The sequence below is a fragment of the Aurantibacter sp. genome (assembly GCF_039941195.1).
Taxonomy (GTDB): Bacteria; Bacteroidota; Bacteroidia; order Flavobacteriales; family Flavobacteriaceae; genus Aurantibacter_A.
Map to the genome: position 1 here is coordinate 1 of NZ_JBDVFA010000078.1, position 16,197 is coordinate 16,197.

The window sequence follows — 16,197 nt, forward strand, 5'->3', positions numbered from 1 at the left end:
TTTTGGAGAATGGTACAACACACCCTTCGATAAAACCCATGATTTTTCTTTATTTGGCAGTTATGAGCTAAATGATAAATGGACTATCAATTCCACATTTGTATATCAAACAGGTCAGCCAACAAATTATCCTATTGGACAATTTGAATTTCAAGGTCTAGCTGTGCCTTATTATGGATTACGTAATAGTGAACGTTTGCCAGATTATAATCGACTAGATATTTCAGCCACACTTACACCACGAAAAAATCTAAATAGAAATTTGAAAGCAGAATGGGTTTTTAGCATCTATAATGTATACAATCGTAGAAATGCTGCATCAATAAATTTTAGCAGAAATCAAGACACCGGTGTAAATGAAGCCGTTCGAACTTCAATATTTGGTATTGTTCCAGCCGTAACTTATAATTTCAAATTTTAGAATATGAAAAAACTAACACCGCTGTTTCTATCTATTTTTTGGACTTTTATAAGCTGCCAAGATGTTATAACTGTAGATCCTCCAACAGAAGCACCACGTCTTTCTATTGACGCATTAATTCGAATAGATGAATCATTAACGGTGACTACAGCTGTAATTAACGTTTCTTTATCCAATTCATTTTTCGGACAAACAGAACCCACCGATGTCGATTTAATTTCTATAAGGAATATTGACTATCCATCAGATGATCTTAATCAAAATATTTTAATACTTGAGAAAAGTAATCAAGGAGAATATTCGGGCGCAAAAGAAACCGAGTTCTTCACTAATGGCAGTCTAGAATTATATATCGAACACAACAATGAACGTTATTATGCTCAAACAATTTATGTACCAACGGTACCTATTGAAACTTTAGAAGAAGGAAATCAAACACTTTTTACTGGTGAAGAGACTGAAATAGTACTTAGTATTACTGATACACCAAATCGTACAGATTTTTATCTTTTTGACTTTTCGTTTAATGAGTATTTAGTATCGGAGGATACATTTTATAAAGGTCAAAATTTTGAGTTCTCCTATTTTTATGAAGATGGATTGCGATCTGGCTACAGTTTGGAGGTAAGCGTAATGGGAGTTGATGAACAGTTTTACAATTATATGAATCAAATAATTGTACAAGCCGGAGGAGACCAAGGTCCCTTTCAAACACCTGCAGCAACAGTTCGCGGTAATATAATTAACATAACAAATGGTTTAGATACTGTGTCAGAAGATCAAGAATCCAATTACCCTTTAGGTTATTTTTCAGTATCACAAGAATTTAAAAAAACCATTACGCTAGAATGAATATCGTTTTAGCCACAATCGAAAACTACTTATAAAGTATAATTCTGTAAATTTGAGTTATTCTAATTTTTCTTATGAAGACCGATAAATTTCTTCTAATTAAAGGTTTAAGATTTGCAGGCATTACTATAGCATTAATGTTTGCTGCACCAGTAATTATATCTTCTGCATTTAAAAATCAAGAACACGCTTTCTTTTGGCCAGTAATTATAATTGGAGGAATATTAGCCATAGGTGCTGTTGCTGGTGGCTTCTATACTATAAAGCTAATGATGGACGGACTTTTCGGAAGAAAAAAGCAAAATTAGTCTACCATATACTACCATTTCCGCTTCTATTTATTAAATTAGGGGACACGAAAAATACCCCCTATAAATTAGTAGTATTTTACTTATTATTTATTGTTAGGTCCTGTACAATCGTAGTATTAAAATTGATATTAATTTTAATACAATCAAGAATGAAAATTAAAAAACAAGATCAAAATACCTTCCAAAATAGTAAACCTCCTAAACCCATTTCTCATTTAAAAAAAGATAATAAAAGAAACTTTTACAAACCAATATTGCCAATTTGAATACTATAACAATTTAAAAATAGACCGATGAGCACATTAGACAGAAGAAATTTTATTAGAAAAACATCGCTAGCTGGTGCGGCGATATCCATTGCACCTACTATGGGTAGTGCTGGAATTTCTTATACTGAAAGACCTTTCATGCATAAATACATGGGAGATTTTGCTGCTCCGAAGTTAGAAAAAGTTAGAGCTGCCTTTATAGGTGTAGGTAGTAGAGGTCCTGCCCACTTACAATTTTTTGCTGGTTTGGAGGGAACAGAAATTGTGGCCATTTGTGACCTATATGAAGATAATGCAAAAAAATGGAGTGAAAAGGCTAAAGAAATTGGTAAAGGAAATCAACACCAAAATATAAAATTATACTACGGTGCGGAAGAGAAATGGCGGACCATGTTGGACGAAATTAAACCCGATGTAGTATTTGTAATAACAAATTGGGCTAATCATGCTCCAATGGCTATTGAGGCTATGAAAAAAGGTGCGCACGCATTTACCGAGGTGCCTATGGCTTTAACCATAAAAGAAATGTGGGATCTTGTTGACACCTCAGAAGCTACTGGAAAACACTGCATGATGATGGAAAACGTTAACTATAATCGTGAAGAGTTAATGTACCTAAACATGTGTAGACAAGGGGTTATTGGTGATTTGTTACATGGTGAAGCAGCTTACATACATGAATTAAGGTGGCAAATGACCGAGCAGGAACGTGGAACAGGATCGTGGAGAACACCTCAAATAGCAAATAATAACGGTAATTTATATCCAACTCATGGTCTCGGCCCAGTAGCGCAATACATGAACCTAGGTCGTAAAGATGATAATTTTAAAAGTCTTGTTTCATTTTCTTCTCCTTCTCGTGGAAGAAAACTATATGAGCAAAACGAAATGAGTCCCGATAATAAATGGAAAAACATGGAATTTACAGGGGGTGATATTAATACCTCAATTGTAAAAACTCATTTAGGTAAAACCGTAATGATACAATGGGATGAAACTAGTCCAAGACCGTATTCTAGACACAATTTAATACAAGGTACTAAAGGAACTCTTGCCGGTTTTCCAAATAGAGTTGCTTTAGAAGGTGGCGTGTTAGGTATAACAAAGGATCATCACGAGTGGGTTGAAGGTGATAAATTGGCAGCCGTTTATGAAAAATATGACCACCCTTTATATAAAAGACTAAACGAAGCCGCAAAAGGTTCCGGTCATGGAGGAATGGATGGGATTATGATGTACCGTATTGTTGAATGCTTACAAAAAGGGCTTCCTTTAGACCAAAATGTTTACGAAGGAGCCTTCTGGAGCGCAGTAACCCCCTTAAGTATTGCCTCCGTCCAAAATGGTGGAATGCCACAAGAATTTCCAGATTTCACAAGGGGAAATTGGAAAAACACTAACCCATTAGATATAATAAGCTAATAATTTATAATACTGACGACGAATGAAAAGAATACTTACCATAATTACAATTACACTAGTACTATTTGCGTGTAAAGAAGAAAAGAAAACAGATAAACCAGAAGAAGAAATAGTTGATGAAATAGCGGAGTCAAATGATTGGATTTATCTTTTTGATGGTACTACAACTGATGGCTGGCGTGGATATAATGGAAAAACTTTACCGCCGGGATGGGTTATAGAAGATAGTACCTTAACTTTTAAAACAGAATTGGGTTTAGAACAAGATTATGAAGGAGGCAAAGACATTATATATGCTGCTGAAGAGTTTGAAAATTTCGAACTTTATTTGGAATGGAAACTACCTGAAGGTGGAAATAGTGGTATTTTTTATCATTTAAAGGAAGGACATTCTGGACCACCAGAAATTTCACCAGAGTATCAATTAATTGATGATGAAAACTATGCACGTATTCATGATTTAACAGAATATAACACTAGCCTAGGCTATACAGAAAAGCCTGAAGAATTAAAGCCGCTACAATCTACAGGTGCTGATTACGCAATGCATCCAGCTCCTGCGGAAAAGATTCTACACCCGGTAGGAGAATGGAATTCTTCAAAAATTGTTTTTACTCCAGAAAAAGTAGAACATTGGCTTAATGGCAAAATGCTGTTCTCTTTTGTCCCTTGGGACGAAGCTTGGACTGAAAAGAAAAATTCAGATAAATGGAAAAATTCTCCAAATTACGGTAAATACAAAACTGGCTTTATAGGTTTACAGGATCATGCGAGTCCCATTTGGTTCAAAAACATCAAGATTAAAAAATTATAGCAAATACTATATGAAAGTAAATCATTTAAAATATCTAGTACTAGGATGTTTACAATCTGTATTAATTGTGTCATGTATTGCACAAAAGCAAAATTCCAATTTTACATCTCTTTTTAATGGTGAAAACCTAGAGGGTTGGGAAGGCAATAAAGGTTCTTATAAAGTTGAGAATGGAATAATGGTGATAGACCCTAATGGTGATAATAGCGGTGGTAATTTATATACCGAAAAAGAATTCAGTGACTATATTTTTCAGTTTGAATTTCAACTTACACCAGGGGCGAACAATGGCTTAGGTATCCATATGGCACCAGATGATCACGCTGCCTACGATGCTATGGAGCTGCAAATACTTGATGACACTGCAGATAAATATTCTGATTTAGAAACTTATCAATATCACGGATCTGTATATGGAGTAATTCCAGCAAAACGAGGGTACTTAAAACCAGTAGGTGAATGGAATTATCAAGAGGTTACGGTCAAGGGTTCAAAAATAAAAATTGTTCTTAATGGCACAACAATAGTTGATGGTGATTACCAAGAAGCTAGTAAAAACGGCACATTAGATCACAAGGACCATCCTGGTCTTAAAAAAAGAACGGGACGTATAGGTTTTTTAGGTCATGGCGATGTAGTACGATTTAAAAATATAAAAATTAAAGAATTAACTTCAAACAAATAAAATATTCCAAACAATATGAAGAAGAACATGCAAAACAAGGACCGTAGAGAATTTTTGAAAAAAAGTGGTCTAGCGGGTATGGCAATAGCTTTGGCTCCATCTTTCATTATGAAAAATGCTGGTCCCCATGATCGATTAAGAACTGCACATATTGGTGTTGGAAATATGGGCAATGCTGATTTAGAAGCCATTTCTTCTCACGCAAAAGTAGATGTAACCGTACTTTGCGATGTAGATGCTACTAATTTAGCAGCCGCTAAGAAATTACATCCAAATGCAAAAACATACTCCGATTATAGAGTAATGCTTAAAGAAATGGAAAATGAAATTGATGCCGTAATTGTATCTACTCCAGATCATACCCACGCACCTGCTTCTTTGATGGCAATGAATTTAAACAAACCTGTTTACTGTCAAAAACCCCTAACACACTATGTTTCAGAAGCCCGAGCTATGAAAAAGCTTGCAGCGGAAAAAAACTTAGTAACCCAAATGGGAATTCAAGTACATTCTTTTTACGATTATAAACTAGCTACATTACTAATACAATCTGGTATTATAGGTAAGGTTCATACGGTACATGCATGGTCTCCAAAGAGTTGGGGTTATGATGGACCAGAACCTGAAGGTCAAGATCCAGTCCCTGATACTTTAGATTGGAATCTATGGTTAGGAACATCAGCAAAAAGACCTTACAAAAAGGATGTCTACCATCCTGGAAATTGGAGAAAATTGATGGACTACGGCTGTGGCACATTAGGAGATATGGGAGTGCATATATTTGACACCCCTTATAACGCACTCGAACTAGATGTACCAAGAACAATAAAAAATGAATGCAGAGCTTCTAATGGTTTCGGTTTTCCTGAAAACAATGTTGTAACCTATGAATTTCCTGCAACGCAATATACTACTGAGACATTAAAATGGGTTTGGTATGATGGTCCTGGTGCACCAAATGAACATCCAGATTTAGTTTTACCGGGCGAACCAAATGCTTCGAAAAAAGAGAAAAAATCAAAGAAAAAAGAATCTGTAAAAGATAAAATATCACTAGATGCTAAAATAGCTGGTGCAGGAAAACTTCCAAATCAAGGAGCAATGTTCGTTGGTGAAAAAGGACGTTTATTATTACCGCACTTTATGCAGTTACCAACAAAAATAGTTGACGGAAAATATGTTGATATTACTGCCGAAATTGAGGCTGTAAGTAAAGCAAATAATATTGGAGAAATCGTACGAAATTACGAATCCGAAGGGCCAAAGCACTACCATCAATTTGTTGATGCATGTTTAGGAAAAGGGGAAACAACTGCTCCATTTTCGTATGCTTCTCGGTTAACGGAAACAATTTTATTAGGTGTTATCGCTGGTCGCTTTCCTAATAAAACCTTGCATTGGGATAGTTCTTCAGCACAATTTTCTGAAAGTGAAGCCAATCAGTATTTAGAAGGTGAATACCGAGATTTTTAAAATAAATTTTAAAAAGAACAATTATGAGCGTAACTAGAAAGAATTTTATACGAAGTATTGCCCTCGGAACCGTTGCAGCAAGTACTTCATCTTTTACTGTTTTGTCCAAAAGCAATAAAAAGAGTTTTGAAGAACACCAATTAAATATTGGACTAGCATCATACACATTACGCAAATATAGTTTAGATGAGGTAATTGATATTTCACTAGGCCTTAATATTAAAGATGTAGCCTTTAAAAGTTTTCATTTGCCTTACGAGTCAACCGATGAAGAAATACGATTTATTAAGGATAAAGTGAAAGCTAGAGGTCTTAATTTATATGGTGGTGGGGTAATATATATGAAGACTCCAGAAGATATTGAAACGTATTTTAATTATGCTAAAAAAGCTGGTTTTAAAATGATTATTGGGGTTACAACACACGAGTTATTACCTCAAATTGAAAAGAAAGTTAAGGAAACTGACATAAAATTAGCGATACATAATCATGGTCCTGAAGATAAGATTTTCCCTTCTCCTAAAAGTGTTTATGACAAGATAAAAAATCTTGACTCTAGAATAGGACTTTGTATGGATTTGGGACACACCTTTAGATTGAACCTGGATCCAGCTGAGGAATTAAAAAAATATCAAGATCGGTTATTAGACGTTCATCTTAAGGATATTAATGAACAAATTCCCGAGGGAAAGCCTGTAGAGATTGGTCGAGGCAAAATGGATATTCCAAGTATACTAAAGGCCTTAAAAGAAATTAAGTATTCTGGAGTTGTTGGCATAGAATATGAGAAAGATGGTGAGCATGCTAAATTTGGCCTAGCCGAATCTATTGGCTATGTTCGTGCCGTTATAGATATGATTTAATATTACAAAAGCGCGCCCTCTATTTTTAGACTTATTCTAAAAATAGAGGGCTTTTTATATTCAATTTATACATTACTACGAATGAGAACAATTATCATTTTTATCCTCTGCTTGCAATTTAACAGTATTATAGCTCAAGATTCTGAAATAGTATGGTGGAATCCAGTTACGAATGAGTTTCCTGTTATAGAAGGACAGGCTTGGCCAAACGAAGTAGAATCTCCCTATGACAGGTTTCCAGCAAGAGCAGAAAAAACTGTAAGAAAATCTGTGTGGAATCTTTCACGTCATGCTGCTGGCTTAAAAATAAGATTCCGTTCAAATGCTGAAGAAATTGTCGTACGATATAAGGTTAGAAATAAAAAGGAAATGGACCATATGCCGGCTACAGGTGTAAGCGGTGTCGATTTATACGCAATTACCAATGACGGAGCAATATTGTGGGCCAATGGCAAAAGAGCGTTTTCAGACACTATTACGTATCGTTATAGCGGCTTATTACCTAACGATACTTACCATAAATTAGGAAGGGAGTATCGACTAAATCTACCGCTGTATAATAGTGTTGAATGGTTGGAAATTGGCGTTTCAAAAAATACTCATTTTCAACCCTTACCGGTTCGTAAAGAAAAGCCCATTTTAGTTTACGGTACTTCTATAGCGCATGGTGCATGTGCCAGTAGGCCCGGAATGGCATGGACGAATATTTTGAGTAGAAAAATGGATAGACCACTTATAAATCTCGCCTTTTCTGGAAATGGTAGACTTGAAAAAGAAGTAATTGACTTAGTCGAAGAAATAGACGCAAAAATTGTTGTTATAGACTGTTTACCAAATCTTGTCCGTGAAAATGAATTTAGTAATGCTGAAATAGAAAAAAGAGTGCTTAATTCAGTTCACCAATTAAGAGCCAAAAGACCTAATACACCTATTTTACTAACCGAACATGCAGGATATACGGATGGTTTTATTCAACCTGAACGATTAAAATCTTATACGAGAGTAAATGAAGTACAACAAGCCGCTTTTGAAAAACTTAAAAAGGAAGGCATTAAAAACCTACATTATTTAAGTTATGAGGAATTAGGTTTACAATTGGATGATATGGTTGATGGCACGCATCCCAATGATTTAGGCATGCTACATTATGCTGAGGCCTATGAAAGAAAACTACGTAACATTTTAAATGAGCCTATAGGAAAGGCAACCACTACCCTACCAGTTACGCAATACAGAGAACCTAACAATTACGATTGGGAAAAGCGCCACCGAGAAATCTTAGAAATAAATAGTACTAATCCACCAAAAAAGGTGTTTTTAGCTAATTCCATTATTCATTTTTGGGGCGGAATGCCAAAAGCCAAACTTGCTAGAGAAGAAAAAACTTGGGATAAATATTTCAATCCTTTAGGTATGGGCAACTATGCTTATGGTTGGGATCGCTTGGAAAACTTATTATGGCGAATTTATCATGGAGAACTTGATGGATTTAGTGCTGAACAAATTATAGGAATGGTAAGCACAAATAACCTACATCTAAATACAGATGAAGAAATTATTAAAGGTCATAAATTGGTAATCGAAGCGATACAATACCGACAACCGAACGCGGAAATAGTATGGTTTGGAATTTTACCAAGAAGAGAAAAAGAAGAACGTGTAATTACGCTAAATGAAAAGATTAAGGAATTGGCTCAACAAATGCATATAAAATATGCTGATATCGGTGCTATATTTTTAAAGGAAGATGGTAAAATTGATGAAGGGCTCTTTTCAGATGGACTACATCCTAATAAAAAAGGCTATATTAAAATGCGTAAAGCTTTGCTTCCTTTTATAAAAGAATAAATTTATTCCTTTTCTTCTATAGGGTTAGTCCACTTATCGTTTAAGGCGGCAAAGTCGAAATCCAATACAGATTCTTGTCTTTCTAATTTAAATTTAGCAAATGCGCGTTGTAGAATATCCTCAATTAAGTAATCATCATGAACATGAACAGGGTCAAATTCCTCTTTAATACTAATTTTAAACATCTTCGCAGTAGTCTGATACCAAAATGCGCGCCATCCATTTCGCAATTGTTTCACTAAATCAAAAGCTGTAATTCCAGTCTGTCGGTGTACCAATTTAACGAGTATTTGCCCTTCTGTACGTGTCAATTTTTTCAATTCTTCAGAGAATTCTCCCTCAATATACTTCTGGATTTTTTTGGTATACTTTTTCTTTTTACGAGTTTTCGTAATCTTCATTAAACTATCATTTAGTTCTACCAATCTTTCTGCAGCTAATTTCGCATATGGGTATACTTTTAATGTTTTTCTTCGTAAAATGTAATAATGCAATTTTTCTTGGTAATTATCGAATTTCAGCTTACCGAAAACATATACTTCATCTAAGGAAACTGAGCTTCTAAAAATAGAATCACCTTCTATCATTATTAACCGTTCGGAAACAGAATCCAGAGGTTGATCCTCTATCTGTGCGTATACCAAAGAAGTCACTCCAAAGAATAAAATCAATAAAAAGCTACGTATCATATACTACTTAGTGCAATTCACTCGCCAAAGTTAACCATTATGCAAGCATGTTATTATTAAATAAACGTGAATATGATTAAGTTTGTATTCAAATTTGAATTAAATGAGTACAAAGAAAATATTGACAAAAAAATCACTAGACTTTTTAGAAAAATATCTTAATAACGCTGCTCCTACCGGATATGAATGGGAAGGGCAAAAATTATGGATGGAGTATCTAAAGCCATATGTAGATACTTTTATAACGGATACTTATGGTTCCGCTGTGGGTGTTATAAATCCTGAGGCAAAGTATAAGGTAGTAATTGAAGGCCATTCTGATGAAATAGCGTGGTATGTGAATTATATAACTGATGATGGATTAATTTATGTAATTAGAAATGGTGGTAGTGACCATCAAATTGCACCATCTAAATGGGTTAATATCCATACAAAAAATGGAGTTGTAAAAGGTATATTTGGTTGGCCCGCAATTCATACCCGTAGTCGTGTTAAGGAAGAACCACCTAAACCAGATAATATTTTTATTGATATAGGAGCAAAAGACAAAGATGAAGTATTAAAAATGGGTGTTCATGTGGGGTGTGTAATTACTTACCCAGATGAATTTAAAATTCTTAACAAAGATAAATTTGTTTGTCGTGCATTAGATAATAGAGTTGGTGGTTTTATGATTGCAGAAGTTGCTCGACTTTTACATGAGAATAAGAAAAAATTGCCTTTTGGTCTTTACATTACAAACTCCGTACAGGAGGAAATAGGACTTAGAGGTGCAGAAATGATAAGTCATACTATTAATCCAGATGTAGCTATTATTACTGATGTTTGTCATGATACAACCACACCTATGATTGACAAAAAGAAGGAAGGCCATATTGAAATTGGTTCTGGCCCTGTTATATCTTATGCTCCTGCCGTTCAGAATAAATTACGTGAGCGCCTTATCGAAACCGCAGAGAAAAACAAGATACCTTTTCAGCGTTTAGCGGCCTCTAGATCAACAGGAACTGATACAGATGCATTTGCTTATAGCAATGGTGGTGTAGCTTCGGCGCTAATTTCTTTACCCTTACGTTATATGCATACAACAGTTGAAACAGTGCATAAGGATGATGTAGAAAATGTAATTCGTTTATATTACGAAACACTTTTGGCAATAGAATCAGGTGAAACTTTTAGTTATTTCGAATAATCATATATAGCCTCCTATTATAGGAGGCTTTTTTTATGGATGAGTTAATTGATATTTTAGATACTGAAGGCAACCCAACAGGGAAAACAGCTATGAAAATTGAGGCCCATAAAAATGGGTGGTTTCATCAAACCGTTCATATATGGTTTTATACCACTAATGGTGAAATTCTCATGCAACTACGTGGCAAGGACAAAGATATCCACCCTTTATTATGGGATGTATCTGTAGCTGGCCATATTGGTGCAGGAGAAGCTATAGAAATAGCTGCGATTAGAGAAATAGAAGAAGAAATTGGAATAAAAATTAAAATCGAACAATTAGAGAAAATTGGAGTTTTTAAGTCGGTTCAAAAACATAGTTCTAATTTAATTGACTGCGAGTTTCATCACACTTTTATGTCAACCCTGAACATTCCATTCGAAAAACTTATCAAGCAAGAAAGTGAAGTGGAAGGATTAAAACTGGTTTCAATTAATCAATTTAGAGCGGAATTAATCCATATAAAAAAATCAAATTATGTTCCTCATTCACCGATGTATTATGAAACTATCTACACACAAATAAAAAAGAAACTGTAAAAAATAATAATATACTGATAAAGAGCAAGTTGACTTAAAAAAATACTAAAACACTTTAATCATTAAAAATTACTTTCTTCTGCCATTTTAACCACCCCTACGATTAAAATTAAATTTGCAAAACGTCGTTGTTCCCCGGTCTGAATTATTAAAGTGGTTGCTGGTTCTTTTATTTTATCATAGAAAGCCCAACGTTCCATTTCGTCCCAACTTACATCCCCAAGTAAATTCTTAAATTCCTCATGAATTTCCGCATTTGCTTCAGCAGGCTTTTCCATTACAATGGCACCCTGAATAGGACAAACTTCTAAGATTCCTTCAAGAACAGTAAGCGAATCTAATAAGCCTGGTCGGAAATTGAGGTGCACTGTAGTCGAGTTAGGACCGTTCATAGCACCAACAGGTAAATTGCCATCTGCAATTACAACTTGTGCAAAATGACCTGAACGCCCTAATACTTCCATAATCGTTGGGTGTATTACTGGGGTTTTAAGCATTTCTATAAAATTTGAAAATGAATGAATTAAATCACTTGGAACTAAACAGTACCACGTGTTCAGTAGTATTAAAATTCCATTACAACTGATTCATCAATTGCAATTATAGTTGGTTTACATATTGTAAACTCCTCCATTAATATCCAACGTTGCACCGGTAATAAAACCGTCATACTCAGAAGCAAGATACAATACTGCCCGAGCTACATCTGCCGCATTACCTGCCCTTTGGATAGGAATACCAGCTGTTGTTGCCGCTGCAGATTCTTTAGTTGTATGTGTATTATGAAATGAAGTTCCAAGAATAAGACCAGGAGCAACAGCATTAACTCTAGTTCCCTGAGAGCCTAATTCGGTAGACAGTGCACGGGTAAATGTTAATATGGCACCTTTACTTGTAGAATAAACTAATGACCCTGGATGACCACCTTTACGGCCAGCAAGTGATGCCAAGTTAACAATACTACTGTTATCATTTTTAGCTAGATAAGGAGATGCTGCTTTAGTAACAAACATCATAGAGGTCATATTAATATCCATAACCTTGTGCCAAAATTCTGCTGCCATTTCTCCTAACATTTTACGGGCAACAAGAGAGCCAGCATTATTAATAAGAATATTCAATCCACCTAAGGCTTCAACTGATTTTTCAACCAACGCTTTAGCATCAGCCTCTTTAGTTAAGTCTCCACTTATGGCAACAGCTTTTACGCCATTGCTAGTTGCATACTCCGTTAATTCGTTTGCAGTATCAGCACTAGAAAAATAGTGTATTGCCACATTCGCACCACTATCAATAAAATGTTTGGTAATGGATTCGCCTATTCCTTGAGCTCCAGCAGTTATTAATACATTTTTTCCGCTTAGTTTATCTATATTTTTCATGATACTGCTAATTAAATTAGGTATATAGTTGTTATTAAACAACAACTATTATTAATGGTTTTTGTGTTTCTGTTTTTACAAATATAGTTTAATCTACTACTTTAAGCTTGTAATGAAATTATCTATAGTATTTAAACTATACTTCTCTTGTGACCCTTCTACCATATTCTTAACAACAAATGAATTTTCATTTAACTCTTGCTCCCCAATCAGAATAACAAAGGGAACTTTTCGGTTATTGGCATATTTCATTTGTTTCTGAATCTTAACATTTGAAGGGTACAGGTCCGCTTTAATTCCAGATTTTCTAAGGCTACTTACCAATTTTAAGGCACTTATAGCTTCATTATCTCCAAAGTTTAAACAAAGTACTTCCAATGATTGGTCAACAGCATCTGGAAATACCCCTAGCTCTTCTAATACCATATAAATACGATCCAATCCAAATGAAATACCAACTCCACTAACATCTTTAAGTCCGAATATACCTGTAAGGTCATCATATCTACCTCCACCGCCTATAGAACCCATTTTAACTCCTTCTGGAGGACTAACTTCAAAAATAGCACCTGTGTAATAATTAAGACCTCTAGCCAAGGTTACATCAATTGCAAGATTAGCAGATTGAAGTCCCATCGCTTCAATAGTTTCTATAATAAAAGAAAGTTCTTCAACACCGGTGCTTCCCTCCTCAGAACTTGCTAATAATTGTTTTAAAGCAGCTAATTGCTCTGTGTTACTACCCGATAAAGAAAATAGCGGTGAAACCTTTTCAATCGATTCCGGTGAAATTCCTTTGCTTAGCATTTCCTTTACAACCCCTTCCTCTCCTATTTTATCTAATTTATCAAGTGCAACTGTGAAATCAATTAATAAGTTTTTCGCTCCTATAGTTTCTGCTATTCCAGATAAAATTTTTCTATTATTCAATTTTATCGTGGCTCCTTCTAATTTTAAATCAGTAAAAACAGCATCATAAAGTTGAATGAATTCAATTTCTTGTAATAGCGAATTAGAGCCAACAACATCCGCATCACATTGATAAAATTCTCTAAATCTACCTTTTTGCGGGCGGTCTGCACGCCAAACAGGCTGTATTTGATATCGTTTAAAAGGAAAGTCGATATCATTTTGATGCATCACTACATAACGCGCAAAAGGCACAGTTAAGTCATAACGCAAAGCTTTTTCTGTAATCTTAGGTGCAATGGAATTAGAGTTCTTAGAACTATAGGTAACATCATCAACTTTACTAATAAAATCACCAGAATTCAAAATCTTAAATATCAGCCGATCACCTTCCTCGCCATATTTCCCCAAAAGTGTACTCGAATTTTCAAACGATGGCGTTTCTATCGGTTGAAAACCGAAGGTTTGAAAATGTTTTTTAACGATATCGAATATATAATTGCGTTTAGCAACTTCACTCGGAGAAAAATCACGGGTTCCTTTAGGTATGCTTGGTTTTTGAGCCATGTATTAAAATTCTTGTAAAGCATGCCCTTGTAAACATTCAGGCATTTTAAATTAGGGTTTCAGTTGCAAATATACTCCTCATTTAACGATTCTTAAATGAAGGGAAATTTTAAACTTGTAGCATTAAAGATAAATTTTCTGAATTTTATGATTACGAAGTTACAATCACCTTCTCAAACCATTGATACAATTCACCTTTGGTTATTACAGCTCCTTGTTTGATTAAGTTGAATTTGTCTAAGTTTTTATCTTCGGTGTAAGCTTTAGAAGCTGTTAAATACTCCACAAAATCAGACTGCCAATTTTTCTTAAACCACGAAAAACCAACGGTAGTGGTCAAATCTATTTCGGGATTCATCACTTTTACCGATATTAATTTCATTTCTTTATCAGAACAATAAAAGAGATGCATTTGCTTTTCTGAAACATTTTCTAAGTAGCCTACTTTACTAAGAACACCCTCCCAAATTAAATCACTAAAAACATCAATTTCATCTTCAGCTACTTCCGGTTTTTCTTCTTTCAATTGCTTCCATTCATCGCCTGTTACCGACTGGGTGGCAAGGAAATTTATGAATTCAGGATGCAATTCTTCTAACTGTTGTTTTGTAAGTCTAGCGTATTTCACAATCAATTATACTTTTAATCTATAAAACAAAAAAAGAGCCATGCGAACACGGCTCTTAACATTTTTAAAGAAATCTGAAAGATTTACTTAGCCTTAGCGTCAGCAACCACATCAAATGCGAAATCAACCAAAACTTCTCTATGCAATCTTATTTGTGCATTAGCAGTACCAGTACGCTTTACTGAACCACCTTGAATTTTGATAAATTTCTTATCGATTTTATGTCCTTGCTTTTCAAGAGCACCAGCCAAATCTATATTGGTTACAGAACCAAATAATTTATCACCAGCACCTGTTTTGGCAGGAATCTTCAATTCCAATTCTTTAAGTGCATTAGCGGTTTTATTAGCGCCATCTACAACTTCTTTCTCTTTATGAGCACGTTGCTTTAAATTTTCAGCCAAAACCTTTTTAGCAGAGGTAGTAGCTAAATGCGCCAAACCTCTAGGAATAAGGTAATTTCTTCCGTAACCATTCTTAACGATTACAACATCATCTTTAAAGCCTAAATGCTCTACGTCTTGTTTTAATATAAGTTCCATCGTTCGTTTCTTTTATTTTAACAAATCGCCAACATAAGGCATTAATGCAATGTGACGTGCGCGTTTTACAGCTTGAGCCACTTTTCTTTGATACTTTAACGAAGTTCCAGTAAGTCTTCTAGGAAGTAATTTACCTTGTTCGTTTACTAATTTCATTAAGAAATCAGCATCTTTATAGTCGATATACTTAATACCAGACTTTTTAAATCTACAATACTTCTTTTTAGTATTGGTTTCAATGTTTAATGGAGTCAGATATCTGATTTCTCCATCTTTTTTACTTTTTGCTTGTTGCTCTATAGATGCCATATCACTTACGCTTTAGATGTTTTTAACCTTGTTCTTCTTTTCTCCGCCCATGCAACCGCATGTTTGTCTAATTTTACAGTTAAGAAACGCATAACACGTTCATCTCTGCGAAATTCTTGCTCATAAGGTAAAATTAATTCACCAGGAGCAGTAAACTCGAACAAGTGGTAAAAACCACTTTTCTTGTGCTGGATAGCGTAGGCTAATTTCTTTAGCCCCCAATTCTCTTTAGAGACCATTTTGCCTCCGTTCTTTTTGACGAAATCTTCAAATTTCTTTACTGTTTCCTCTATCTGAGTATCAGACAGAACGGGATTCAAAATGAAAACAGTTTCGTAATTGTTCATATTAATTTAATTTTAGGACGGCAAAAATATGAATATTTTAAGACTAATTCACACGAAAACAGTTTTTTCTTCGTTATAAACAGGAATCATAAA

The 16,197-nt window shown here is 34.7% G+C and carries 18 protein-coding genes and 1 pseudogene; 11 read left to right on the top strand and 8 right to left on the bottom strand.

Going from position 1 to position 16,197, the window contains the following annotated elements:
- The 9 genes and pseudogenes from ABJF52_RS12765 to ABJF52_RS12805 all read left to right on the top strand — a co-directional run.
- Nucleotides 1-421, top strand: a pseudogene (locus tag ABJF52_RS12765) (hypothetical protein); the annotation flags it as partial.
- 3 nt (nt 422-424) lie between these two features.
- Nucleotides 425-1,273, top strand: coding sequence for a hypothetical protein (locus ABJF52_RS12770; RefSeq protein WP_348150796.1), 849 nt, complete (start codon nt 425-427; stop codon nt 1,271-1,273).
- Nucleotides 1,274-1,347: 74 nt separating this feature from the next.
- Complete coding sequence (locus ABJF52_RS12775) at nt 1,348-1,581, top strand: DUF6095 family protein (RefSeq protein ID WP_348150799.1); 234 nt, start codon at nt 1,348-1,350, stop codon at nt 1,579-1,581.
- Between the two features lie 296 nt (nt 1,582-1,877).
- Nucleotides 1,878-3,275, top strand: coding sequence for a Gfo/Idh/MocA family oxidoreductase (locus tag ABJF52_RS12780; RefSeq protein ID WP_348150801.1), 1,398 nt, complete (start codon nt 1,878-1,880; stop codon nt 3,273-3,275).
- Nucleotides 3,276-3,297: 22 nt separating this feature from the next.
- The gene (locus tag ABJF52_RS12785; protein WP_348150804.1) at nt 3,298-4,089 is read left to right on the top strand and encodes a DUF1080 domain-containing protein; all 792 of its coding nucleotides are present in this window, start codon (nt 3,298-3,300) and stop codon (nt 4,087-4,089) included.
- Between the two features lie 10 nt (nt 4,090-4,099).
- Nucleotides 4,100-4,774, top strand: a complete 675-nt coding sequence (locus ABJF52_RS12790; protein ID WP_348150807.1) for a DUF1080 domain-containing protein — start codon at nt 4,100-4,102, stop codon at nt 4,772-4,774.
- Nucleotides 4,775-4,789: 15 nt separating this feature from the next.
- Entirely contained in the window at nt 4,790-6,247 is a 1,458-nt protein-coding gene (locus ABJF52_RS12795) for a Gfo/Idh/MocA family oxidoreductase (RefSeq protein ID WP_348150810.1), read from the top strand.
- A gap of 23 nt (nt 6,248-6,270) precedes the next feature.
- A complete protein-coding gene (locus ABJF52_RS12800; RefSeq protein WP_348150812.1) occupies nt 6,271-7,110 on the top strand; it encodes a sugar phosphate isomerase/epimerase in 840 nt (279 codons plus the stop codon).
- A gap of 81 nt (nt 7,111-7,191) precedes the next feature.
- Complete coding sequence (locus ABJF52_RS12805; RefSeq protein WP_348150815.1) at nt 7,192-8,958, top strand: SGNH/GDSL hydrolase family protein; 1,767 nt, start codon at nt 7,192-7,194, stop codon at nt 8,956-8,958.
- Between the two features lie 2 nt (nt 8,959-8,960).
- On the opposite strand, the gene ABJF52_RS12810 is transcribed toward ABJF52_RS12805, so the two are convergent.
- The gene (locus ABJF52_RS12810; RefSeq protein ID WP_348150817.1) at nt 8,961-9,647 is read right to left on the bottom strand and encodes a DUF4294 domain-containing protein; all 687 of its coding nucleotides are present in this window, start codon (nt 9,645-9,647) and stop codon (nt 8,961-8,963) included.
- Between the two features lie 103 nt (nt 9,648-9,750).
- Here ABJF52_RS12810 and ABJF52_RS12815 point away from each other — a divergent pair, with 103 nt between their 5' ends.
- Entirely contained in the window at nt 9,751-10,839 is a 1,089-nt protein-coding gene (locus tag ABJF52_RS12815) for a M42 family metallopeptidase (RefSeq protein WP_348150819.1), read from the top strand.
- Between the two features lie 35 nt (nt 10,840-10,874).
- Nucleotides 10,875-11,420: an NUDIX domain-containing protein gene (locus ABJF52_RS12820; RefSeq protein WP_348150822.1), complete on the top strand. Its 546-nt coding sequence runs from the start codon at nt 10,875-10,877 to the stop codon at nt 11,418-11,420.
- Nucleotides 11,421-11,482: 62 nt separating this feature from the next.
- On the opposite strand, the gene ABJF52_RS12825 is transcribed toward ABJF52_RS12820, so the two are convergent.
- The 7 genes from ABJF52_RS12825 to rpsF form a co-directional block, all read right to left on the bottom strand.
- Nucleotides 11,483-11,917: an RbsD/FucU family protein gene (locus ABJF52_RS12825; RefSeq protein WP_348150824.1), complete on the bottom strand. Its 435-nt coding sequence runs from the start codon at nt 11,915-11,917 to the stop codon at nt 11,483-11,485.
- A 114-nt stretch (nt 11,918-12,031) separates the two neighbouring features.
- Nucleotides 12,032-12,802: an SDR family oxidoreductase gene (locus ABJF52_RS12830; RefSeq protein WP_348150827.1), complete on the bottom strand. Its 771-nt coding sequence runs from the start codon at nt 12,800-12,802 to the stop codon at nt 12,032-12,034.
- Between the two features lie 96 nt (nt 12,803-12,898).
- Complete coding sequence (gene hisS, locus ABJF52_RS12835; protein ID WP_348150830.1) at nt 12,899-14,278, bottom strand: histidine--tRNA ligase; 1,380 nt, start codon at nt 14,276-14,278, stop codon at nt 12,899-12,901.
- Between the two features lie 151 nt (nt 14,279-14,429).
- Entirely contained in the window at nt 14,430-14,906 is a 477-nt protein-coding gene (locus ABJF52_RS12840; protein WP_348150833.1) for a DUF6495 family protein, read from the bottom strand.
- A gap of 83 nt (nt 14,907-14,989) precedes the next feature.
- Nucleotides 14,990-15,448, bottom strand: a complete 459-nt coding sequence (gene rplI, locus ABJF52_RS12845) for a 50S ribosomal protein L9 (protein ID WP_348150836.1) — start codon at nt 15,446-15,448, stop codon at nt 14,990-14,992.
- A 12-nt stretch (nt 15,449-15,460) separates the two neighbouring features.
- On the bottom strand, nt 15,461-15,757 hold the full coding sequence (gene rpsR, locus ABJF52_RS12850; protein ID WP_153755009.1) for a 30S ribosomal protein S18: 297 nt from the start codon (nt 15,755-15,757) through the stop codon (nt 15,461-15,463).
- Between the two features lie 5 nt (nt 15,758-15,762).
- Complete coding sequence (gene rpsF / locus ABJF52_RS12855; RefSeq protein ID WP_348150839.1) at nt 15,763-16,104, bottom strand: 30S ribosomal protein S6; 342 nt, start codon at nt 16,102-16,104, stop codon at nt 15,763-15,765.
- Nucleotides 16,105-16,197 lie beyond the last annotated feature (93 nt).